The sequence below is a fragment of the Mesorhizobium sp. WSM4808 genome, from assembly GCF_055811675.1.
The window spans coordinates 123,343-146,379 of the sequence record NZ_JBVVQX010000005.1; the positions used below are offsets into that span (position 1 = coordinate 123,343).

The following is a 23,037-nucleotide window of genomic DNA, read 5'->3' on the forward strand; positions in this document are numbered from 1 at the left end:
AGATGAACATCCATGAGTATCAGGGCAAGGCGCTGCTGAAGAGCTTTGGCGCGCCGGTGGCCGAAGGCGTGCCGGTGTTCAAGGCGAGCGAAGCGGAAGCCGCCGCCAAGGCGCTGCCGGGCCCGCTCTATGTGGTGAAGAGCCAGATCCATGCCGGCGGCCGCGGCAAGGGCAAATTCACCGAGCTCGGCCCGGACGCCAAGGGCGGGGTGCGGCTGGCGAAATCGGTGGCCGACGTCGTCGCCAACGCCAACGAGATGCTGGGCAACACGCTGGTGACCAAGCAGACCGGCCCGGCCGGCAAACAGGTCAACCGTCTCTACATCGAGGACGGCGCCGACATCGAACGCGAGCTCTATCTGTCGATCCTGGTCGACCGTTCGGTCGGCCGCATTGCCTTCGTCGTCTCGACCGAAGGCGGCATGGACATCGAGGCGGTCGCCCATGACACGCCGGAAAAGATCATCACCGTCGCCATCGATCCGGAAAAAGGCGTCACATCGGCCGACCTGAAGGCGCTCAACGGTGCGCTGAAGCTCGACGGCGATGCTGCCAAGGACGGCGATACGCTGTTCCCGATCCTCTACAAAGCCTTCGTCGAAAAGGACATGAGCCTGCTCGAGGTCAACCCGCTGATCGTCATGAAAAACGGCCGGCTGCGCGTGCTCGACGCGAAAGTGTCGTTCGACAACAACGCGCTGTTCCGCCACCCGGACGTGCTCGAACTGCGCGACACCACCGAAGAGGACGAGAAGGAGATCGAGGCGTCGAAATACGACCTCGCCTATGTCGCGCTCGACGGCAATATCGGCTGCATGGTCAACGGCGCCGGCCTCGCCATGGCGACGATGGACATCATCAAGCTCTATGGTGCCGAGCCCGCCAACTTCCTCGATGTCGGTGGCGGCGCATCCAAGGAAAAAGTCACGGCGGCGTTCAAGATCATCACCCGGGATCCGGCGGTCAAGGGTATCCTGATCAACATCTTCGGCGGCATCATGAAGTGCGACATCATTGCCGAGGGCGTCATTGCCGCGGTCAAGGAAGTCGGACTGGAAGTGCCGCTGGTGGTGCGTCTGGAAGGCACCAATGCCGAGCTCGGCAAGAAGATCATCAACGACAGCGGCCTCAACGTCGTGTCGGCCGACGATCTCGACGATGCAGCCAAGAAGATCGTGGCGGCGGTAAAGGGCTGAGCGGATGCCTCCGCGCAAGATAAACCTCGTCGAGGCGGCGGATCGGACCATCACCAAGGTTTTCGATCCGCATATCGCCGGCGACGTCAACGACAGCCAGGCGAAGGTCGCCAAGTTCGGCGAGATGTTCGACTGGCATGCGCATGACCATGAGGATGAAGCCTTCCTCGTGCTGCGCGGGCGTATCGCCATCGATTTCCGTGACGGTCCGGTCGAGCTCGGCGAGGGCGACTTCATCGTCGTACCGCGCGGTGTCGAGCACCGGCCGCGTTCGCTCACCGCGGAACCGGTCGTGCTGATGTTCGAGCCGGCGACGACGCTCAACACCGGCAATGCCAAGAGCGACCTCACGGTCGCTGACCTGAAGCGGCTCTGACCATGTTTTCCTCGATCAACGGTTTTTAGAAAAGGGCTCCCATGTCCATTCTCGTCGACAAGAACACCAAGGTGCTGGTGCAGGGCCTGACCGGCAAGACCGGCACGTTTCACACCGAACAGGCGCTGGCTTATCACGGCACGAAAATGGTCGGCGGCATCCACCCCAAGAAGGGTGGCGAGACGTGGACCGGCTCAAAGGGTGAAAACCTGCCGATCTTCGCCACGGTCGCCGAGGGCAAGGAAAAGACCGGTGCCAACGCTTCGGTCGTCTATGTGCCGCCGGCGGGTGCCGCCGAAGCCATCCTCGAAGCGATCGAGGCCGAGATCCCGCTGATCATCTGCATCACCGAAGGCATCCCGGTGATGGACATGATCAGGGTCAAGGCCAGGCTCGACCGCTCGACCTCGCGCCTGATTGGGCCGAACTGCCCGGGCGTGCTCACGCCCAACGAATGCAAGATCGGCATCATGCCCGGAAACATCTTCCGCAAGGGCTCGGTCGGCGTTGTTTCGCGCTCGGGAACACTTACCTATGAGGCCGTGTTCCAGACCACCAATGTCGGCCTCGGCCAGACCACCGCCGTCGGCATTGGCGGCGACCCCGTCAAGGGCACCGAGTTCATCGACGTGCTCGAGATGTTCCTCGCCGACGACGAGACCAAGTCGATCATCATGATCGGCGAGATCGGCGGTTCGGCCGAGGAAGACGCCGCGCAGTTCCTCAAGGACGAAGCCAAGCGCGGCCGCAAAAAGCCGATGGCTGGCTTCATCGCCGGACGCACGGCGCCGGCCGGCCGCACCATGGGTCATGCGGGCGCGGTCATCTCCGGCGGCAAGGGCGGCGCCGAAGACAAGATCGCGGCGATGGAATCGGCCGGGATAAAAGTTTCGCCTTCGCCGGCAAGGCTGGGCACGACCTTGGTCGAGGCGATCAAGGGTTAAAGTGAGTAGCGAGTAGTGAATAGCGAATAGGAAAGACAGACTAGCGGCGCGACCACTGGGGAATCCCTACTCGCTATTCGCTACTCCCTACTCGCTCCAAACAGGAGACGGAGCCAGGCTCCGCGGACAAAAATGGCAAGACAAGATCAGGCCAACGACCAATTTTCACTCACCTCTTTCCTCTATGGCGGCAATGCCGATTACATCGACTCGCTTTATGCGTCTTATGAGGACGATCCGGAGTCGGTAAACCCCGAATGGCAGGAGTTCTTCGCCGGGCTGAAGGACGACGCCGGCGATGTGCGCAGGAATGCCAAGGGCGCCTCCTGGGCCAAGCCCTCCTGGCCGCTGCAGGCCAATGGCGAACTGGTGTCGGCGCTCGACGGCAATTGGGGTATCGTCGAGAAGACGATCGAAAAGAAAGTCAAGGACAAGGCGGTCACCAACGGCGTCGTCCTGTCCGACGCCGACGTGCACCAGGCGACGCGCGATTCGGTGCGCGCCATCATGATGATCCGCGCCTACCGCATGCGCGGCCATCTGCATGCCAATCTCGACCCGCTCGGCATCGCCAAGCCGCTCGAGGACTACAACGAGCTGTCGCCGGAAAATTACGGCTTCACCGAAGCCGATTACGACCGGCCGATCTTCCTCGACAATGTGCTCGGGCTCGAATTCGGCAGCATCCGGCAGATGCTGGAAATCCTGACCCGCACCTATTGCTCGACGCTCGGCGTCGAGTTCATGCATATTTCCGATCCCGAGGAAAAGGCCTGGATCCAGGCACGTATCGAGGGCGCCGACAAGGAGATCACCTTCACCGCCACCGGCAAGAAGGCGATCCTGCAGAAGCTGGTCGAGGCCGAAGGCTTCGAGCAGTTCATCGACGTCAAGTACAAGGGCACCAAGCGCTTCGGCCTCGATGGCAGTGAAGCGCTGATCCCGGCCCTGGAGCAGATCGTCAAGCGCGGCGGCCAGCTCGGCATGAAGGAAATCGTGCTCGGCATGGCGCATCGCGGCCGGCTGAACGTGCTCTCGCAGGTGATGGCCAAGCCGCACCGCGCCATCTTCCACGAGTTCAAGGGTGGCTCGGCCGCCCCCGACGAGGTCGAGGGCTCGGGCGACGTCAAGTACCATCTCGGCGCCTCGTCGGACCGCGAGTTCGACGGCAACAAGGTGCACCTGTCCTTGACCGCCAATCCCTCGCATCTGGAAATTGTCGATCCGGTGGTGATGGGCAAGGCGCGCGCCAAGCAGGATTACCTGTTCGGCCGCAGCCGCGAGGAGATCGTGCCGCTGGAAGAGCGCGCCAAGGTGCTGCCGCTACTGCTGCATGGCGACGCCGCCTTCGCCGGCCAGGGCGTGATTGCCGAGATCCTCGGCCTGTCCGGCCTGCGCGGCCACCGCGTCGCCGGCACGTTGCATTTCATCATCAACAACCAGATCGGCTTCACCACCAATCCGCGCTTCTCGCGCTCGTCGCCCTATCCGTCCGACGTCGCCAAGATGATCGAAGCGCCGATCTTCCACGTCAATGGCGACGATCCGGAAGCCGTGGTGCACGCCACCAAGGTGGCGATCGAATTCCGCATGAAGTTCCACAAGCCTGTTGTGGTCGACATGTTCTGCTACCGCCGCTTCGGCCACAATGAGGGCGACGAGCCGGCCTTCACCCAGCCGATCATGTACCGCAACATCCGCACCCACAAGACGACCGTGCAGATCTACGGCGACCGGCTGATCGCCGAGGGTCACCTCACCCAGGCCGAGCTCGACCAGCTCAAGGCCGACTGGCGGGCGCATCTGGAATCCGAGTGGGAAGTCGGCCAGCACTACAAGCCCAACAAGGCCGATTGGCTCGACGGCGCCTGGTCTGGCCTGCGCACGGCCGACAACCAGGACGAACAAAGGCGCGGCAAGACCGCCGTGCCGGTGAAGACGCTGAAGGAAATCGGCAAGAAGCTGACCGAGGTGCCGAAGGATTTCGAGGCGCACAAGACGATCATCCGCTTCCTCGAAAACCGCCGCCAGGCGATCGAGTCCGGCGAAGGCATCGACTGGTCGACGGCCGAGGCGCTGGCCTTCGGCGCCATCCTGCTCGACGGCAATCCGATCCGCCTGTCGGGACAAGATTCCGAACGCGGCACCTTCTCGCAGCGTCACTCGGTCCTTTACGACCAGCGCGACGAGACCCGCTACATCCCGCTCAACAATCTGTCGGCGGCTCAAGCCGGCTACGAAGTCATCAACTCGATGCTGTCGGAAGAGGCGGTGCTGGGCTTCGAATATGGCTACAGCCTGGCCGAGCCCAAGGCGCTGACCTTGTGGGAAGCGCAGTTCGGCGATTTCGCCAACGGTGCCCAGGTGGTGTTCGACCAGTTCATCTCTTCGGGTGAACGCAAGTGGCTCAGAATGTCGGGCCTCGTCTGCCTGCTGCCGCATGGCTATGAAGGCCAGGGTCCGGAACATTCTTCGGCCCGGCTCGAACGCTTCCTGCAGCTTTGCGCCGAAGATAACATGCAAGTGGCCAACTGTACGACGCCGGCCAACTACTTCCACATATTGCGCCGGCAGCTGAAGCGCGACTTCCGCAAGCCGCTGATCCTGATGACGCCGAAGTCGCTGCTGCGCCACAAGCGGGCGGTGTCGACGCTGCCGGAAATTTCGGGCGAAAGCTCGTTCCACCGACTGCTGTGGGACGATGCGCAACTGCTTTCCGGCCAGGCGATCAAGCTCACCAAGGATTCCAAGATCCGCCGCGTCGTGCTGTGTTCGGGCAAGGTCTATTACGACCTCTATGAGGAGCGCGAGAAGCGCGGCATCAACGACATCTATCTGCTGCGCGTCGAACAGCTCTATCCGTTCCCGGCCAAGGCGCTGATCACCGAACTGTCGCGGTTCCGCAATGCCGAGATGGTCTGGTGCCAGGAGGAGCCCAAGAACATGGGCGCCTGGTCGTTCATCGACCCGTATCTGGAATGGGTGCTGGCGCATATCGATGCCAAGCATCAGCGGGTGCGCTACACCGGCCGTCCGGCCGCCGCCTCGCCGGCGACCGGACTGATGTCGAAGCATCTCGCGCAGCTCGCCGCCTTGCTCGAAGACGCGCTTGGTGAATAGAGAAAATCTGGGCGAATAACAGAACCCGAAAGAAAACGGACAGGCACAATGGCTACCGAAATCCGCGTTCCCACTCTCGGCGAATCCGTCACCGAAGCGACCATCGGCAAATGGTTCAAGAAGGTCGGCGACGCGATCGTCGCCGACGAGCCGCTGGTCGAGCTCGAGACCGACAAGGTGACGGTGGAGGTGCCTGCCGCCGCCGCTGGAACCTTAAGCGAAATCACCGCCAAGGAAGGCGAGACGGTCGGTGTCGGTGCGCTGCTCGGTTCGATTTCGGCAGGTGGCGCTGCCGCCGCACCAGCGACCAAGCCGCAGGCGGTGTCGCAGGCCTCGTCGCCGGATGCGGCATCGACCGGCAAGCAGGCCGCGGCCGAGACCGCCAAGATCGCCGGCGATGCCGGCCCGGTCGAGCCGCGCACCATGCCACCGGCACCGGCCGCGGCGAAACTGATCGCCGAAAGCAATCTCTCGGTCGACCAGATCTCCGGTTCGGGAAAGCGTGGCCAGGTGCTGAAAGGCGACGTGCTCGACGCCATCTCCAAGGGTGCGCCGTCGCAGCCGGCGGAGACGCCGAAGGCGGCACCTGCACCGGTTGCCGTGCGCGCGCCGTCCTCGGGCGACGATGCGTCGCGCGAGGAGCGCGTGCGCATGACCAAGCTGCGCCAGACCATCGCCCGCCGCCTCAAGGAAGCGCAGTCGACCGCAGCCATGCTGACCACCTTCAACGAGGTCGACATGTCAGCGGTGATGGCACTGCGGACCAGGTACAAGGATGTGTTCGAAAAGAAGCACGGCGTGAAGCTCGGCTTCATGGGCTTCTTCACCAAGGCCGTGACACACGCGCTGAAGGAGATCCCCTCGGTCAACGCCGAGATCGACGCCACCGACATCATCTTCAAGAATTATGCCCATATCGGCGTCGCCGTCGGCACCGAGAAGGGTCTTGTCGTGCCGGTGGTGCGCAATGCCGACCAGATGTCGATCGCCGAGATCGAAAAGGATATCGGCCGGCTGGGCATCGCCGCGCGCGACGGCAAGCTGTCGGTCGCCGACATGCAAGGCGGCACGTTTACGATTTCCAACGGTGGCGTTTACGGGTCGCTGATGTCGACGCCGATCCTCAACGCGCCGCAGTCGGGCATTCTGGGCATGCACAAGATCCAGGACAGGCCTGTGGTGGTCGGCGGCCAGATCGTGATCCGGCCGATGATGTATCTGGCGCTCAGCTACGATCACCGCATCGTCGACGGCAAGGAAGCGGTGACCTTCCTGGTCCGCGTCAAGGAAAGCCTGGAGGATCCGGAACGGCTGGTGCTCGATCTGTGAGCAAGGCCAACCGCCCCGTGAGCGGCTGGCTGGAACGGTTCGGGTTCAAACTGGGCCGGGCCGCGGGCGGCGCGCAGCGGACTTTTCGGCGCAGTATTTTCTGGCTTGGCTTGTCCACTGCTGTTCCTTCGCTGGCAATCGCCGCCGGATGGAATCCGGCAAAGGTGAGCAGCAACCTCGGCATCTTTGCCCTTAGTGACGTGCAATTGGCGGAGCGGAAGATAACGGTCACCCCGATCGGCCAACTCGAATTGCCGACGGGCGAGATTATGGCCTGCGATCCTCTGGTCACAGGCGATGACTGGCCAGCATTGAGCCGCAAGGTCAAACCTGGAAGTTATCCGGTTTCTCTGTTCGAGGCCCAGGGACGTGTGGCAGCAGCGTTCCTTCGGCTCCGCCCAGGCACGCCGGTCCGCTGGGAACTGGCGACCTTGCCAGACCAGGACGTGTCGACCCTGAAGGACGACGAAATGTTCGGCTACCCGGTCGAAGCCGGCCTTGGCTCTTTCATGGACAAGACGGCGATGGCGCTGATGTCGGCCGAACAGGACAAGCTCAAGGCCGACGAGAATTACTATGACGACGTGCTGGCCGCCGAATTCGCACCCAACCAGGACAGGTTCGTCATGCATCATCCGGTTGCCGGCAACCCGCTCAACATCGCGATGTTCTGGAGCGGCTGGGGTGATGGATTTTATCCGTCATTCTGGGGACTGGACGCAGCAGGCGAGCCGTTGTTGCTGCTGACCGATTTCGGCGTGCTGGAAAACGCCGATGGCCGCGAGAGCAAGTAGGTCGCGCTGATGCAAAGCGTCCTATCGCCCACTATCCGATGTGCAGCCGGAATGCTGGCCGTGTTGTTCACCGACTCTGCCGCAAATGCCGCCTGTCCGATCGAGCTCGCTGTCTATGGCGACGCCCAGAGCGGCAGCGAAATCGATTTCACGCCCACCGGCACCTCGGCGACGGTCACCAACACGTTCCGGATGATCCTCGACAACAATGTGGTGCTGAACGGCATCGTCATGTGGAACGAGGGCGTGTCGCGGCCGAACGGCGCGCTGATGTACAAATGCCCCGAGGGCGACGTCACCGGCGAGGAGCTTGCCGCCTGCACGCCCTGGCATAGCGTCATCTACACGGCGGATGACAAGGGCAACATCGGGCTGCTGCCGGCCGAAGGTGTCGAAGCGCCGAAGACGCTGATACTGCCGGATCTCGGGCCAGCGTTGCGCCAATCCAGTGCCTATGGCGGCAGCGGGTTTTCGAAAGTGCCGGGGGATGTGTTTGCCTTGAAGGGATGCCAGGAATGAGCGGGACGCAAAAGGTGCTGCTGGTCACCGGCGGCAGCCGCGGCATCGGCGCGGCGATCTGCCGGTTTGGATCGAAGGCCGGCTACAGGGTCGCGGTCAACTACGCTGCGAATCAGGACGCCGCCGATGCACTGGTCGCGGAGATCGAGGCTGCCGGCGGCGAGGCTTTTGCGGTCAAGGGCGATGTCGGCAGCGAGGCCGATATCGTGGCCATGTTCGAGGCCGTCGACCGCGCCTATGGACGGCTCGATGCTTTCGTCAACAATGCCGGCATCGTCGACGTCAAGGCGCGCGTCGACGAGATGGATGTTTCGCGGCTGGAGCGCATGATGCGCATCAATGTCGTCGGCTCGTTCCTCTGCGCCCGTGAGGCGGTCAAGCGCATGTCGACCCGCCATGGCGGGTCGGGCGGATCCATAGTCAACATCTCGTCGGCCGCGGCGACATTGGGCTCGCCGGGCGAGTACGTCGATTATGCCGCCTCCAAGGGCGCCATCGACACCTTCACCATCGGGCTCGCCCGCGAGGTGGCGCTGGAAGGCATTCGCGTCAATGCGGTGCGCCCTGGCATCATCGACACGGACATCCACGCTTCCGGCGGGCAGCCGGACAGGGTGGAGCGGTTCCGCGACCTGCTGCCGATGAAAAGAGCCGGTACAGTGGATGAAGTCGCGGGCGCGGTTCTCTATCTTCTCTCCGACGCCGCGTCCTATACGACAGGCGCGATCCTGAATGTAAGCGGCGGCCGCTGAGCGCTCTCAAGCAGATCGAGCATGATGTTATCCAAAAACCGCGTCACACGGCATCATGCTCAAACAGAAGGACAGTATCATGGCTTATGACGTCGTTATCATCGGATCGGGACCGGGCGGCTATGTCTGCGCCATCAAGGCGGCGCAGCTCGGGCTCAGGGTGGCGGTGGTCGAGAAGAACGCGACCTTCGGCGGTACCTGCCTCAACATCGGCTGCATCCCTTCCAAGGCGCTGCTCCATGCCTCCGAGATGTTCGCCGAGGCCGGTCACTCCTTCGACACGCTCGGCGTCGAGATATCGGCGCCGAAATTGAACCTGAAGAAGATGATGGCGCACAAGGATGCGACGGTGTCGTCGAACGTCAACGGCGTCGCCTTCCTGTTCAAGAAGAACAAGATCGACAGCTTTCGCGGCACTGGCAAGGTGGTCGCGGCCGGCAAGGTGTCGGTGACGGCTGAGGACGGCAAGGTCGAGGAGATCGAGACCAGGAACATCGTCATCGCCACCGGCTCGGATGTCGCCGGCATTCCCGGCGTCAAGGTCGACATCGACGAGAAGGTGATCGTGTCGTCGACCGGCGCTTTGTCGCTTGATAAGGTTCCCGGCCATCTGGTGGTGGTCGGCGGCGGTGTCATCGGGCTCGAGCTCGGCTCGGTGTGGGCACGGCTCGGCGCCAAGGTCACCGTGGTCGAATTCCTCGACACCATCCTGGGCGGCATGGACGGCGAGGTTTCCAAGCAGTTCCAGCGCTTGCTTTCAAAGCAGGGTTTCGAGTTCAAGCTCGGCGCCAAGGTCACCGGTGTCGCCAAGGCCAAGAAGGGTGCGACCGTCACCTTCGAGCCGGTCAAGGGCGGCGCCGCCGAGATGATCGAGGCCGATGCCGTGCTGATCGCCACCGGCCGCCGCGCCTATGCCGACAGTCTCGGGCTCGGGGAAGCCGGCGTCGAGGTCGACGAGCGCGGCCGGGTCAAGACCGATGCCCATCTCACGACCAATGTCCCGGGCATCTATGCCATCGGCGATGTCATCGCCGGGCCGATGCTGGCGCACAAGGCCGAGGACGAGGGCGTGGCGGTGGCCGAAACCATTGCCGGCCAGGCCGGCCACGTGAACTATGACGTCATTCCGAGCGTCGTCTACACCAGCCCGGAAATCGCCTCGGTCGGCAAGACCGAGGAAGAGCTGAAGAAGGCCGGCATCGACTACAAGGTCGGAAAATTCCCATTCAGCGCCAATGGCCGGGCGCGCGCCATGCTGCACACCGACGGTTTTGTGAAGATCCTCGCCGACAAGACGAGCGACCGCGTGCTCGGCATGCATATTGTCGGCTTCGGCGCAGGCGAGATGATCCACGAGGCGGCGGTGCTGATGGAATTCGGCGGCTCGTCTGAGGATCTCGCCCGCACCTGCCACGCGCATCCGACGATGTCGGAAGCGGTGAAGGAGGCGGCGCTGGCGACGTTCTTCAAGCCAATCCACATCTAAAGCGACAACGCTTCGTTATCCTCGGGTCAAGCCTGAGGATGACGAACGTAGCGATATCGCCAAACAAAACGGCCCGCTTTTCAGCGGGCCGTTCGTATTTGATATCGAGCCGGTCAGTTGGCCGGAGCTGGAGCCGGAGCCGGAGCTGCAGGTGCCGGGGCTGGGGCCGGTTCTGCAGGTGCCGGAGCAGGTGCAGGTTCGGCTGGCTTCATCGGTTCCGCCGGTGCGGGCGCGGGGGCCGGTGTGCTGGCCGCCGGCGGCTCGGCTGGTGCCGGGTGCTCACCACTCCTTCCGAAAACATAATACGCGACAACCGCCAGAATAACGACGACCAGCGCAATCAGCCAGCCACTACCGCCGCCACCGCTCTGCTTGATGGTGGTGTTGGTGGTGTTGGGATTGAACGGGTCGTTTGGATTCGGTGCGTTCGCCATAAAAGTGTCCTCCGTGGATGAAAAATATCAATCAACACCATATAACGCGCAATCATTGAACTGGTTTCACGCTAGGGTTGGAAAACGCCAAAAACAAGGACAATCCCGCCGTTCCGGAGCCGGAATGGCGTTGTTTCGCCACGCAACGCGCCAAGTTGGTGCCTACTATGGGTTTTTCCGGAGGATTTTTGTCGTGACGAATCCCATAGCAGAGTTTGTCCCGAATCACTGCGATGTTCTCGCCGGAGCCCAGTTCGCCGACCGCTTTGTGCTGATCACCCAGGGTCTTTCTTTAACGGCACTCGGCGCGGCGGAACGCGCCCTGGGGCGAATGCCGCCCTGGGTCGGCAGGCTCATGGCGCTGCGCAACCTTGCCGTCAAGCCGTTCCGGCTGAAGACGGGCCTGGAAACTACAGTGTTGCCGTCAGGCCGGATCGGGATATTTCCGCTCATCAGCCAGTTTCCCGGCAAGGTTGTGCTTGGCCTCGACGACCGGCATCTCGATTTCCGTGTCCTGGTCGAAGTCAGGGATCTCGGCACGGGCCGGCAAGAGGTGGCCGCGACGACGATCGTCAAGACGCACAATTGGCTCGGGCGCGCCTATCTTGCGATCATCATGCCGTTTCACCGGATCGTCGTTCCGGCGATGCTGGCCCAGATCCTGGCGAAGTAAACTGAAGTAGCTTAAAGTCCAACAGGCGTGACGGTGTAACCGGCCTTGCGGAAGTCCTCGACGAGGCCTTCGGGGCCGGGAAGGTGGAGGGCGCCGACCGCCATGAAGACGTTGCCCCTGGCAAGGATCGGTTCGGCATGCTCGACCATCCCCTTGTTGCGGCTGGTGATCATGGTTTCCTCGAACGCCGCATAGCCCGCGGGGTCGTCCGTGCCTTCCGGCATGGCCACGCGAAACAGCGGCCAGAACATTCCGGTGTCGCCGCGCTGGTAGAGCACGATCATGGTTTCGTTGATGTCGTTGATCTTATCGCCGAGCTTCAGCGTGTCGACGAGGCCCTTCATGTGAAACGCCAGCGGCAGCGAGGCCATGGCGCGCAACTGGCTTTCAGCAGTCTCCAATCCTTCCACCGGCTTGCCGGAAGCCTTTGCACCTTCCGCCAGCCTGACATCGAGCACCGGGGCGCCGCCTGACTGACGGGCGAGTTCGCAGGCCGGCAGTGCCATCATGGCCGAGAGCATCCACGGCTTCATCTTGGCAACCGTTGCCGGAGGAATGCCGCGGGCGTCGAGCGCGGCGTTCATGGCCGCCGCATCGTCGGGTGACAGCAGCGACGCCAGCGTCGTCGAATCAGTGAACATCATCAGGTCCGGCTCCTTGAGCATCGCGACCATCATCTTCTGCTTGTCGAGCACGTCAGTGGTTTCGATGATGATGGTGCCGGCGGCGTCATAGGCTTTCTGCGCGTCGGGAGGCAGCGTGGTGACGCGCGGGTCGGTCATATGCATGGTGCCGAACAGGAAGGACGGCTTCTCGCCGGGCTTTTCCAGCTTCCACAACAGGCCCTTGCCGTTCGGTGTCGCGGCGGCTTCCGCTTCGATCTTGCGGTAGGTCGCCGGATCGTTCTTCTGCAAGGCCGACAGCATGTCGGCGCCGGTGCAGGTCGAGATTTCGGCATGGGCCTTGCCGGCCGCGAACAGCAGCACGGCGAGAAACGACAGGAAGAACAGAACATTGAGCGCGACGAGCAGCTTCAGCGACACGGAAGCTGCACGGTCGGCGATGGCGATGACGCGTTTCATGATCCCATTCCTAGAACCGAAAAGCGGCAAAACGGTTAATTGGTACTGCGAAATTGTCTTCGACCGGCTATCGCCCTCAGCGGACGTCGATGGTGCTCATGACTCAATGATTAGCGGAAACGCCCATTTCTTCGTCATCCACGGGCGGAGCAAGGAGCGTAGCGACGCGGCGCAGACCCGAGGATCCATGCCGGGACTCTGGAACGCTGCAACAGTGCAGAATTCCGCTCCGCAGCACTCCATGGCAAAGGTCGCGGCATGGATCCCAGGGTCTCCGCGACGGAGCTTCGCTCCTGCTTCGCCCAGGGATGACGACGTTGGGGAGGCTTTCGGCCAATGGTGAACGTTTGGCCACCGATACTATGCGACGCTACTGGCGTTCATGCCCGTGGATGGGCCTGCTCGTAAATCTCGAGCAGCCTCGCGGTGTCGACGCCGGTGTAGATCTGCGTCGTCGAAAGGCTGGCGTGGCCGAGCAGTTCCTGGATGGTGCGCAAATCGCCGCCGCGGCCGAGCAGATGCGTAGCGAAGGAATGGCGCAGCGCATGCGGCGTCGCGGTATCGGGCAGGTTGAGCGCCGAGCGCAGCTTGGCCATGTCGCGCTGGACGATGGCCGGGTTGAGCGGACCGCCGCGGGCGCCGCGAAACAACAGGCCCTTGGGGTCGAGATGGTAGGGGCAGAGCCGGCGATATTCGGCGATCGCCCTGAGCGCCACCGGCAGCACCGGCACCAGGCGCGTCTTGCCGCCCTTGCCGGTGACGCGAAGCACCGTGTCGGCCGCCGACGCCAGATCGGCGCCGGCGAGGCCAAGCGCCTCGGAAATGCGCAGGCCGGAGCCGTAGAGCAGTGTCAGCACGGCGGCGTTGCGGGCAGCAATCCAGGGTTCCTCCGCCAGTTGGCCTTCAATGGAAACAACATGCTTGGCATCGCTCGCTGTCAGCGGCTTGGGCAGCGATTTGGGTTGGCGCGGCGAGCGCAGTGCTGCCGCCCCGGCCGCATTGGCGAGGCCGCGCCGCTCGAGGAAACGCAGCAGCGAGCGGATGCCGGCGAGACCCCGGCCCAGCGTGCGGGCACCGGCACCGGCATTGCGCCGCGCCGCGAGAAAGCCGCGCAGGTCGGCCGGGCGCAGATCGGCGATGTCCGAAATGCCGGGCGAGCCGCCGCAATGGCCGGTGAGGAAATGCAGGAACTGGCGCGTGTCGCGCTCATAGGCTTCCACGGTCTTGGGCGACAGCCGACGTTCTCGCGCGAGCATCTTCAGCCAGCTTTCGCGCGCCGCCTGGAGATCGGGTTTGGCCGGGATCAGGAATTCCTGCATGGCGGCATTTTCGGGTATTCGGGTTAGGAAGCGGTGAAGAGCCGTCATTGAAATGACAGCCGGCTGAGGTTAGGAGACCATCGATTGGTGGCAGGTGACTACCTTGGTGATTGGCTGAAATGCCCGCCCCCTTCGTCATCCTGGGGCGGAGCAGGAGCGAAGCGACGTCGCGGAGACCCCGGGATCCATGCCGTGACCTGCGAGCGTTGCTGCGTTACAAGTCTGATAGCTTTGCGGTGGAGACCGCGCGAAGTGTTTGCAAATAGAGAGTTGGCAGGAACGAGACTCGTGACCCTTTCTGAACTGCCGTGCTTTTTGGTCGCCGTAACGGAATGGATCCTCGGGTCTGCGCAGTCGCTTCGCGCCTGCTCCGCCCGTGGATGACGAAGGTAAAAGCGCCATGAGCAAGCCCCAAAACCCTGTCCAGATGGCCGTGATCGGCGCCGCCCATGGCATCAAGGGCGAGTTGCGGGTGAAGACCTTCACAGGTGAGCCGCTGGCGCTGGCCGATTACGGGCCGCTCTACGCCAGGGACGGGCGCGCCTTCCAGATCGTCGACATCAGGCCTGCCAACACCGTCGTCGTGGTCCGCTTCAAGGGCATTGCCGACCGCAATGCGGCCGAGGCGCTGGCAGGCACGGAGCTGTTCGTCGACCGTTCGATGCTGCCGGACGACGGCGAGGAAGACGAATTCTACCATGCCGACCTCGTCGGCCTCGAAGTCCGCGACGACACGGCTGCCGTGCTTGGCAAGGTGGTCGCGGTGCACAATTTCGGCGGCGGCGATATTCTCGACGTGACGCTGGGCGGGCGCAAGGGCGTGCTGATCCCGTTCACACAGGCCGCCGTGCCGCAAGTGTCGATCGCCGAGGGTTTTGTCCGTGTCGATCCGGCGGCTGCCGGGCTGGTCGACGACGAGGATGGCGATGGCCCGCGCGAGGAAGACTTCGATCCGAAGGGCCGGCCGCGCGGACCGAGCGATGCCGGGGGCAACCGGTGAGTTTTTCCGCTTCGGTGCTGACGCTTTACCCCGAGATGTTTCCCGGCGCGCTCGGCCTGTCGTTGGCCGGCCGGGCGCTGGAGGCCGGGACGTGGTCGCTGGAGGCGATCCAGATCCGCGACTTCGCCCCCGACCGCCATCGCACCGTCGACGACACGCCCGCCGGCGGCGGCGCCGGCATGGTGATGCGCGCCGACGTGCTGGCGAAAGCCATCGACCATGCTTCGCCGGAAGGCGATGCGCGGCCTCGGCTGCTGATGAGCCCGCGCGGCAAGCCGCTGACCCAGGCGCGTGTGCGCGAGCTGGCGGCTGGGCCGGGTGCCGTCATCCTGTGCGGCCGCTTCGAAGGCGTCGACCAGCGGGTGATCGACGCGCGGGGATTGGAGGAGGTCTCCATCGGTGATTTCATCCTCTCGGGTGGTGAGCCGGCCGCCCTTGTGCTGCTCGACGCGGTGGTGCGGCTGTTGCCCGGCGTGATGGGCAACGCGGTGTCGGGCGAGGAGGAGAGTTTCGAAAACGGCCTGCTCGAACATCCGCACTATACGCGGCCGCAGGAGTTTGAAGGCCGCGAGATACCCGAGGTGCTGATCTCGGGCAATCACAAGAAGATCGCCGCATGGCGGCGGGCGGAGTCAGAGGCGTTGACGAAAGAGCGGCGTCCGGATTTGTTGGGCGCCGCCGCTCACCCTTTCCAAAAGTAATAGAAAGCCAGAAACAGACCGACAGCGACGACGAAGCCGCGCACTGCGTTTTGCGGCACGCGCTTGGCGATCCAGACGCCGGCATAGCCGCCGAGCGCTCCGCCCGGGATCATGATGATCGCCTGCGGCCAGGCGACGACGCCGCCCGAGACGAAGACGACGATCGCAACAGCGGCGATGACCATGGCCAGCATGTTCTTCAACGCGTTCAGCCGGTGATAGTCGCCGGCTTGCGTCAGGCCGAGCGTCGCCAGCATCATCACGCCCATGCCGGCGCCGAAGAAGCCGCCATAGATGGCGGTGAGAAACTGCGCCAGGGAGCCGGCGAGCGAGCCCACCGCCGCTTCATGACCGGGCTTCGGCACTGGTTTCAGCCAGGGGCCGGCTGCGAACAGGGCTGTCGCGGCCAAGAGCAGCCACGGCACCAGAGCGCGAAACGACGGATTGTCGAGCGCCAAAAGGATCAGCGCGCCGGCCAGTGCACCCACGGCCGAAATCAGGCACAGCAGTAGCGCGCCGCGCCAGAAATGCCTGATATCGGCCGAGTAGGCGAGGGTCGAGGTTATGTAGCCTGGAAATTGCGTCACCGAGGAGGTGGCGTTGGCGACGATCGGCGGCAGGCCGACCAGCGTCATGGCGCCGAAGGTGATGAAGGTGCCGCCACCGGCGACCGCATTGGCGGCGCCTGACAGAAAGCCCGCCAGAAACAGCAGGATGGCATCGAAGACAGACATGAATTGCGGCCGCTCAAAACTGTGTTATTTCAGGCTTAGAAAGCCTGAACGACCGGCGCAACCCGGCACGGCAGGATTACGATGGTGCCATGCGAGCAGAAAATGCGCTGCCAAGGCGTGACAAAGCGGCGAAATAGCTGTATGTGCCCGCCCGTACCGGCCAGAAAGAATCTGCCGGACCCGTCAACAATGACGGTGTAGTCGCCCCTGCCTGATGTTTCAAAGACAAATGTCTTGGAGACAAAAGGCATAGCCAAGCGGTCAATGGAACTGCAAGGCGAGTGTCGGACGCTCTGACTGTCGGAAGAACAAGAAGTGGACTTTTGAGATGGATATTCTCCGTCAGCTCGAGGCCGAACAGGCCGCCAAGATCGAAGCCAAGCGCAAGCTTCCCGAATTCCAGCCCGGCGACACCGTGCGCGTCCAGGTCCGCGTGACCGAAGGCACCCGCACCCGCGTCCAGGCCTATGAGGGCGTCGTCATCGCCCGCGCCGGCGCCGGCTTCCAGGAGAACTTCACGGTTCGCAAGATTTCCTACGGCGAAGGCGTCGAGCGCGTGTTCCCGGTCTACTCGCCGATGGTTGAAGGCGTCGAGATCGTTCGCCGCGGCAAGGTGCGTCGCGCCAAGCTCTATTACCTGCGCGATCGTCGCGGCAAATCGGCCCGTATTTCGGAAAACACCGGCGTGCGCGCCCGCAAGCTGAATGATGAGGAGCGCGATGCGCTGAACGCCGAGAAGGCCCGCATCGAGGCCGAGAAGGTGGCAGCAGCCGAGGCCCTGGCCGTCGAGAAGGCCGCCCAGGACGCCGCCGAGAAGAAGGCCGCCGCCGAAGCCGAAGCAGCAGCCAAGGCCGCCGCGGAAGCGACCCCCGCCGAATAAGGTTTTCGGACATCCCATTCAAAAAGGCGGCTTCGGCCGCCTTTTTCGTTTCACCGGACTGTGAACGCTTTCAGCGCCAGAAACGGGATCCGCTGTTGACGGCATATTATCTTGTGTACCAAATAATCGTGCACAAGGTAATTGGAGATTTGATATGGCACTCTACACCACACAGGCTCACGTCACCGGCGGCCGCGCCGGCCACGGCGAGACCAGCGACGGTCTGCTCAAGGTCGATCTGGCAATGCCCAAGGAGCTCGGCGGGCCGGGGGGCGCCACCAATCCTGAGCAACTGTTCGCAATCGGCTATGCCGCCTGCTTCGAAAGCGCCATCCGCTTCGTCGCGCGCAAACAGAAGCTGTCGCTGACGGATGCCGGGGTAACCTCCACCGTCAGCCTGCTTCCCAATGGCGAAGGCTTTAAGCTCGGCGTCGCGCTCGCGGCGGAAACGAAAGGCCTTGATCAGGCGGCGGCGGAAGCGCTTGTATCGGAGGCGCACAAGATCTGCCCCTATTCCAACGCCATCAGGGGCAATGTCGACGTAGCGCTTTCGGTAAAGGCGGCATGACGGAAAAGACGACAAAGAGCACCAGCGACGTCCCGGCGGAGGCCACCGGGACGTTTCACGTTCCGCGGCTCGACCAGCAGCTGTGCTTCGCGCTCTATTCGGCAAGCGGGCTGATGACGAAGCTCTACCGCCCGCTGCTCGATCCGCTCGGCCTGACCTATCCGCAATATCTGGCCATGTTGGCGCTGTGGGAACGAGCTCCAAGCACGGTTGGCGAGCTTGGCGAAGCGCTTGGCCTGGATTCCGCGACGCTGACGCCGCTGCTCAAGCGGATGGAGGCTGGCGGACTGGTCACACGCCGGCGCGACCCCGCCGACGAGCGCCGGGTTATGGTCGAGCCGACAGCGAAGGGCCAAGCGTTGCGTGAGCAGGCTAAAAGCGTGCCGGCGGCGATGCTTTGCAACCTGCCGCTGGATGCCGACGAGTTGAAATCCCTGCACCGCACGCTGACGCGGTTCGTCTCCGGCTTGCGCAAGGCAGATGCCGGCATCGCGAAGCGGAGCTGATCGCTGCCGCGACACCGTTCATTCCTGAATCCCGGAAATGAAGGCACTGGAATCCGCTTTCGCGCATCCTGACGCAGCGGACCGTCTTGCATGACGCTTGCGGAAAGCTAAAGTCGGCGCCGTATTTTCCTGCAAGCCCGGCCATGTCCGGGTCCGTCAATTTCCGGGGAGTGTGTCATGACCAAATCGAAACTGCTGCTGGCAGGCCTGCTTGCCCTCGTCCTGACGCCCGTTGCCGCCTTTGCGCAGGCGCTGCCCGACCTCGGCGGCAAAAAGGTGGTGGTTGTGACCGAAAACGCCTATCCGCCGCTGCAGTTCATCGATGCCAAGACCGGCAAGCAGATCGGCTGGGAGTATGACGCGATGAACGAGATCGCCAAGCGGCTGAATTTTGCCGTCGAATACCAGAACACCTCCTGGGACGCGATGATCCAGGCGGTTTCCGACAACCAGTACAACATTGGCATGACCGGCATCACCATCAAGGACGATCGCAAGGAGAAGGTCGATTTCTCCGACCCCTATATGCGCTCGGAACAGTTCATGCTGGTGCGCGGCGATGAGAGCCGCTTCACTGACGCCAAGACCTTCGGCGACTTCAAGGACGGGCTGATCGGCGCGCAGGCCGGCACCACGCCCTTCTACACCGCCGTCTATAGCGTGCTCGACGGCAATGAGCAGAACCCGCGCATCAAACTGTTCGAAACCTTCGGCGCGACCGTGCAGGCACTGAAGTCCGGTGACGTCGATGTCGTTTTGACCGATGGCACCGCTGGCAAAGGCTATGTCGACGCCTCCGAGGGCAAACTGAAACTGATCGGCGGGCCGCTCGGCACCGAGGATTTCGGTTTCATTTTCCCCAAGGGTTCCGACCTGGTGAAGCCGATCAACGCGGCAATCGCTGCGTTGAAGGCGGACGGGACGTTCGATGCGCTAAACAAGAAATGGTTTCTTGATTACAAGATGGGGCAGTGATTTCCCGCTGACTTCGCGCTTGAACGCCCCCCTCTGCCCCCACGTCTGCTTGGCCGGCATCGCCTGATGGCAACGCCTTCCTCTTCGTCCAAAGCCGACTTCCCCTGGTGGCTCGTCGTTGCCGTAACCCTCGCCATCGCGGTGGCCGTCTTCGTCGCCACCAGCAACCTCTATGCCCAGGTGTTCGCCACGGTCGCCAAGGGCATCGGCGTCACCATCTTCGTCACCGTGATCGCCTTCGTGCTGGCGTCGGCCATTGGGCTCGGCATCGCGCTGATGGGAATGTCCGGTTCGCGCTGGCTGCGCCAGATCGCGCGCTTCTATGTCGAGATCGTCCGCGGCGTGCCGATCCTGGTGCTGTTGTTCTGGATCGCCTTTGCCGGCGCGCCGGCCTTCGTCGCGGCCTGGAACGCGCTGACCGCGCCGCTGCAAAGTGCCGGCCTGTTCGGCGAGCTTTTGGTGCGCGACGTGTCGCTGCTCTGGCGCGCCATCATGGCGCTGACCATCGGCTATTCGGCTTTCATCTCGGAGGTTTTCCGGGCCGGCATCCAGGCGGTGGAGAAGGGTCAGATCGAAGCGGCGAAGGCGCTTGGGCTGACACGCGCGCAGCGTTTCCGGCTGATCGTGTTCCCACAGGCAATCCGCACCATCCTGCCGCCGCTCGGCAATGATTTCGTCGCTTTGGTCAAGGATTCCTCGCTGGTCTCGGTGCTCGGCGTTGCCGACATCACGCAGATGGGCAAGGTCTACGCCGCCGGCTCCTTTCGCTTCTTCGAGACCTATTCGATAACGGCCTACATCTATCTCATCCTGACCGTCGGCCTGTCGCTGGCGCTCAGGGCGCTGGAGCGGCGGCTGCGCCGCCAGCACGAGGAATAGTTTTTCGGCCAAGGCAGCGCTACGATCCCCGAGCATTCCCTTGAGGAGGTCCCCATGATCGTCGACAAAGCCAATGCGGCGCTGGATTCCGTCTATACGGCCGACACGCCGGAAGCGCTTGAGGAGGCCTATGCCGCGTGGGCTGCGACCTATGACAGCGAGACCGCCTCGCTCGGCTACCTCCTGCCTTTCCTGATCACCGCCTGGGTGGCGCGTCATGTGCCGGCGGGCGATGGTCCCTTGCTCGATGCCGGCTGCGGCACTGGCCTGTCGGGACCCTCGCTGAAGGCGCTCGGTTACCGCGACATTGCGGGGCTCGACCTCTCGCACGATATGCTGAAGATCGCCGGCAGCCGCAATGCCTACAGCGACCTGAAGCAGGCAATGCTGGGCGAAACGCTGCCATGGCCTGACAAGTATTTTCGGGCCTTCTTCTCGACCGGCGTGTTCACCATCAGCCATGCGCCGGCGTCGGGCCTGCACGAGCTGGTGCGCATCACCCGCAAGGGCGGCCATGCCATCTTCACCGTGCGCGACCAGGTGTTTGAGAGCGGCGGCTTCCAGGCGGTGTTCGATGAGCTGGAGCTAGCTGGGAAATGGCGGCCGATCGAGGAAAGCCCGTGGTTCCGCTGCTATGCGATCGCCGAGCCTGACGCGCTGGTGAAGACGTTTGTGTTTGAAGTGTTGTGACTCCACTTACCTTCTCCCCTTGCGGGAGAAGGTAAAGGCGCTGAACGCCGCAATTGCCGAAAACCCAAAACATTGGTATGAGCCACGCCATGGAAGAGCTTTTTGGCGATCCGGCCTACAAGGGGTTCGTGCTGCAGGACAGGAAACGCCTGCCGTCGCGTTTTTCCGCGCGCGTGTCCGGGGCGCTGACCAGCCGACTACCCTAGGCCGACCTGTTCGGGTCCCTTTCGCCGGGCCTGAGGTCCGGTACCTGCTCTTTCCCATTCTCATATCGACGGATTTACGCACATGAGCGCACCGCGCACCCTCTACGACAAGATTTTCGACGACCATGTCGTCGATCGCCAGGACGACGGCACCTGCCTGCTCTACATCGACCGCCACCTGGTCCATGAAGTGACCAGCCCGCAGGCCTTCGAAGGCCTGCGCATGACCGGCCGTAAAGTCCGGCATCCGGAAAAGACGCTGGCCGTGGTCGATCACAATGTCTCGACCTCGCCCGAGCGCAAGTTCGGCATCAAGAACGAGGAAAGCCGCATCCAGGTCGAGGCGTTGGCCACGAACGCCAGGGATTTCGGCGTCGAATATTATTCCGAGAACGATATCCGCCAGGGTATCGTCCACATCATCGGTCCCGAGCAAGGCTTTACACTGCCCGGCATGACCATCGTCTGCGGCGACAGCCACACCTCGACGCACGGCGCTTTCGGTGCGCTGGCGCACGGCATCGGCACATCCGAGGTCGAGCATGTTCTGGCGACACAGACGCTGATCCAGCGCAAGGCCAAGAACATGCTGGTGCGTGTCGACGGCCAGTTGCCGGAAGGCGTCACCGCCAAGGACATCATCCTGGCCATTATCGGCGAGATCGGCACTGCCGGCGGCACCGGCTATGTCATCGAATATGCCGGCGAGGCGATCCGTGCGCTGTCGATGGAAGGCCGCATGACGATCTGCAACATGTCGATCGAAGGCGGCGCGCGCGCCGGCCTGATCGCCGCCGACGAGACGACCTTCGCCTATGTCAAGGACAAGCCGCGCGCGCCGAAGGGCGCGTCCTGGGATGCGGCACTCGAATACTGGAAGACGCTGCAGTCCGACGAAGGCGCGCATTTCGACAAGGTGATCGTGCTCGACGCGGCCAAGCTGCCGCCGATCGTCTCCTGGGGCTCGTCGCCCGAGGATGTCGTGTCGGTGCAAGGCATCGTTCCGAACCCGGCCGACATCGCCGATGAAAACAAGCGCACCTCCAAGCAGCGCGCGCTCGACTATATGGGTCTGACGCCGGGCACCAAGATCACCGACATCACGCTCGACCGCGTCTTCATCGGCTCCTGCACCAACGGCCGCATCGAGGATCTGCGCGCCGTCGCCAAGGTGGTCGAAGGCAAGACGGTCAGCCCGCATGTCGATGCGATGATCGTGCCCGGCTCCGGCCTGGTCAAGGAACAGGCGGAAGCCGAAGGGCTCGACAAGATCTTTGTCGCCGCCGGTTTCGACTGGCGCGAGCCGGGCTGTTCGATGTGCCTGGCCATGAACGACGACCGGCTGAAGCCGCATGAACGCTGCGCCTCGACCTCGAACCGCAATTTCGAGGGCCGGCAAGGCTTCAAGGGCCGCACCCATCTCGTGTCGCCGGCGATGGCGGCCGCGGCGGCGATCGCCGGCCACTTCGTCGACATCCGCGAGTGGAAGTAACCCGGATTTGAACAGAACCCGAGCCGCGCCCGGCTCGGGTCAGCTCTTTCCGTCGCGGCGGACGAGCTCGTGGAACTCCTCGCGGCGTCCCGGCTGTTCGGCCGCGACCACAAGCGCAAGCTGTTGTTCCTCGAAGAGCTTGAACCATTCGTCCCATTCGACGAGTTCATAGCCTCCCGCATTGAGCGGCCGTTCAGGCTGGTCCTGATCCTGATAGGCGTGCTGGCCGAAGACCAGCCTCAACATGGGCTGCGTCCCCGCTTCGGGCGATATGTCGACGATTGCGGGAAAGCCGGCGCGCCCGGCAGCCCATGAGCGGATCGCATCGTGGTCGGTCAGTGTGATTGTGTCGGCCATGGGTCGCTCCAGATTGTGAACGGAG

The 23,037-nt window shown here is 63.3% G+C and carries 23 protein-coding genes; 19 read left to right on the forward strand and 4 right to left on the reverse strand.

What is annotated here, in order from left to right; genetic code table 11:
• The first annotated feature begins 2 nt into the window (after positions 1-2).
• The 10 genes from sucC to AC0L2U_RS10660 all read left to right on the forward strand — a co-directional run bounded on the left by sucC (position 3) and on the right by AC0L2U_RS10660 (position 11,623).
• Positions 3-1,196: an ADP-forming succinate--CoA ligase subunit beta gene (gene sucC, locus AC0L2U_RS10615; protein WP_024504973.1), complete on the forward strand. Its 1,194-nt coding sequence runs from the start codon at positions 3-5 to the stop codon at positions 1,194-1,196.
• Between the two features lie 4 nt (positions 1,197-1,200).
• Positions 1,201-1,572: a cupin domain-containing protein gene (locus AC0L2U_RS10620; RefSeq protein ID WP_127397252.1), complete on the forward strand. Its 372-nt coding sequence runs from the start codon at positions 1,201-1,203 to the stop codon at positions 1,570-1,572.
• Between the two features lie 41 nt (positions 1,573-1,613).
• Positions 1,614-2,516: a succinate--CoA ligase subunit alpha gene (gene sucD / locus AC0L2U_RS10625; protein WP_127397251.1), complete on the forward strand. Its 903-nt coding sequence runs from the start codon at positions 1,614-1,616 to the stop codon at positions 2,514-2,516.
• Between the two features lie 132 nt (positions 2,517-2,648).
• Positions 2,649-5,636 carry a 2-oxoglutarate dehydrogenase E1 component gene (locus AC0L2U_RS10630; protein ID WP_128288556.1) on the forward strand — a complete coding sequence of 996 codons (2,988 nt, stop codon included), beginning with the start codon at positions 2,649-2,651 and terminating at the stop codon, positions 5,634-5,636.
• A gap of 48 nt (positions 5,637-5,684) precedes the next feature.
• Complete coding sequence (odhB, locus tag AC0L2U_RS10635) at positions 5,685-6,965, forward strand: 2-oxoglutarate dehydrogenase complex dihydrolipoyllysine-residue succinyltransferase (RefSeq protein WP_128288555.1); 1,281 nt, start codon at positions 5,685-5,687, stop codon at positions 6,963-6,965.
• A 95-nt stretch (positions 6,966-7,060) separates the two neighbouring features.
• Positions 7,061-7,759, forward strand: a complete 699-nt coding sequence (locus tag AC0L2U_RS10640; RefSeq protein ID WP_164748784.1) for a DUF4241 domain-containing protein — start codon at positions 7,061-7,063, stop codon at positions 7,757-7,759.
• Between the two features lie 51 nt (positions 7,760-7,810).
• Complete coding sequence (locus AC0L2U_RS10645) at positions 7,811-8,278, forward strand: hypothetical protein (RefSeq protein WP_245486619.1); 468 nt, start codon at positions 7,811-7,813, stop codon at positions 8,276-8,278.
• Complete coding sequence (locus AC0L2U_RS10650) at positions 8,275-9,030, forward strand: SDR family oxidoreductase (RefSeq protein WP_127397752.1); 756 nt, start codon at positions 8,275-8,277, stop codon at positions 9,028-9,030. Before AC0L2U_RS10645 ends, AC0L2U_RS10650 begins: the two co-directional genes overlap by 4 nt.
• A 55-nt stretch (positions 9,031-9,085) precedes the next feature.
• Positions 9,086-10,516: a dihydrolipoyl dehydrogenase gene (gene lpdA, locus AC0L2U_RS10655; RefSeq protein WP_127808702.1), complete on the forward strand. Its 1,431-nt coding sequence runs from the start codon at positions 9,086-9,088 to the stop codon at positions 10,514-10,516.
• Between the two features lie 375 nt (positions 10,517-10,891).
• Positions 10,892-11,623, forward strand: a complete 732-nt coding sequence (locus AC0L2U_RS10660; RefSeq protein WP_348639515.1) for a DUF2867 domain-containing protein — start codon at positions 10,892-10,894, stop codon at positions 11,621-11,623.
• An 11-nt stretch (positions 11,624-11,634) separates the two neighbouring features.
• On the opposite strand, the gene AC0L2U_RS10665 is transcribed toward AC0L2U_RS10660, so the two are convergent.
• Positions 11,635-12,705, reverse strand: a complete 1,071-nt coding sequence (locus AC0L2U_RS10665; protein ID WP_473601886.1) for a TraB/GumN family protein — start codon at positions 12,703-12,705, stop codon at positions 11,635-11,637.
• 380 nt (positions 12,706-13,085) lie between these two features.
• Entirely contained in the window at positions 13,086-14,024 is a 939-nt protein-coding gene (locus AC0L2U_RS10670; protein ID WP_127808704.1) for a tyrosine recombinase XerC, read from the reverse strand.
• Positions 14,025-14,424: 400 nt separating this feature from the next.
• Here AC0L2U_RS10670 and rimM point away from each other — a divergent pair, with 400 nt between their 5' ends.
• Positions 14,425-15,024 carry a ribosome maturation factor RimM gene (rimM, locus tag AC0L2U_RS10675; protein WP_127330189.1) on the forward strand — a complete coding sequence of 200 codons (600 nt, stop codon included), beginning with the start codon at positions 14,425-14,427 and terminating at the stop codon, positions 15,022-15,024.
• Positions 15,021-15,725 carry a tRNA (guanosine(37)-N1)-methyltransferase TrmD gene (trmD, locus tag AC0L2U_RS10680; RefSeq protein ID WP_127330191.1) on the forward strand — a complete coding sequence of 235 codons (705 nt, stop codon included), beginning with the start codon at positions 15,021-15,023 and terminating at the stop codon, positions 15,723-15,725. The genes rimM and trmD overlap by 4 nt, the downstream gene beginning before the upstream one ends.
• On the opposite strand, the gene AC0L2U_RS10685 is transcribed toward trmD, so the two are convergent.
• Positions 15,707-16,459: a sulfite exporter TauE/SafE family protein gene (locus tag AC0L2U_RS10685; RefSeq protein ID WP_127267362.1), complete on the reverse strand. Its 753-nt coding sequence runs from the start codon at positions 16,457-16,459 to the stop codon at positions 15,707-15,709. The two genes, trmD and AC0L2U_RS10685, sit on opposite strands and share 19 nt — an antisense overlap.
• A 328-nt stretch (positions 16,460-16,787) precedes the next feature.
• Between AC0L2U_RS10685 and rplS the strand changes: the two genes are divergently transcribed.
• From rplS to leuC, 7 genes are all read left to right on the forward strand, one after another.
• Entirely contained in the window at positions 16,788-17,339 is a 552-nt protein-coding gene (rplS, locus tag AC0L2U_RS10690) for a 50S ribosomal protein L19 (RefSeq protein ID WP_013528861.1), read from the forward strand.
• Between the two features lie 154 nt (positions 17,340-17,493).
• Complete coding sequence (locus AC0L2U_RS10695; RefSeq protein WP_127267363.1) at positions 17,494-17,907, forward strand: organic hydroperoxide resistance protein; 414 nt, start codon at positions 17,494-17,496, stop codon at positions 17,905-17,907.
• The gene (locus AC0L2U_RS10700) at positions 17,904-18,413 is read left to right on the forward strand and encodes a MarR family winged helix-turn-helix transcriptional regulator (protein ID WP_127267364.1); all 510 of its coding nucleotides are present in this window, start codon (positions 17,904-17,906) and stop codon (positions 18,411-18,413) included. The genes AC0L2U_RS10695 and AC0L2U_RS10700 overlap by 4 nt, the downstream gene beginning before the upstream one ends.
• Positions 18,414-18,590: 177 nt before the next feature.
• Positions 18,591-19,388 carry a transporter substrate-binding domain-containing protein gene (locus AC0L2U_RS10705; RefSeq protein ID WP_128288553.1) on the forward strand — a complete coding sequence of 266 codons (798 nt, stop codon included), beginning with the start codon at positions 18,591-18,593 and terminating at the stop codon, positions 19,386-19,388.
• A 66-nt stretch (positions 19,389-19,454) separates the two neighbouring features.
• On the forward strand, positions 19,455-20,267 hold the full coding sequence (locus tag AC0L2U_RS10710; RefSeq protein ID WP_128288552.1) for an amino acid ABC transporter permease: 813 nt from the start codon (positions 19,455-19,457) through the stop codon (positions 20,265-20,267).
• 54 nt (positions 20,268-20,321) lie between these two features.
• On the forward strand, positions 20,322-20,957 hold the full coding sequence (locus AC0L2U_RS10715) for a class I SAM-dependent DNA methyltransferase (protein ID WP_127808711.1): 636 nt from the start codon (positions 20,322-20,324) through the stop codon (positions 20,955-20,957).
• Positions 20,958-21,245: 288 nt separating this feature from the next.
• Positions 21,246-22,655, forward strand: coding sequence for a 3-isopropylmalate dehydratase large subunit (leuC, locus tag AC0L2U_RS10720; protein WP_127808712.1), 1,410 nt, complete (start codon positions 21,246-21,248; stop codon positions 22,653-22,655).
• A gap of 39 nt (positions 22,656-22,694) precedes the next feature.
• Here the strand turns inward: leuC and AC0L2U_RS10725 are convergent, their stop codons facing one another.
• A complete protein-coding gene (locus AC0L2U_RS10725; RefSeq protein ID WP_127267369.1) occupies positions 22,695-23,012 on the reverse strand; it encodes a hypothetical protein in 318 nt (105 codons plus the stop codon).
• Between the last annotated feature and the right edge of the window lie 25 nt (positions 23,013-23,037).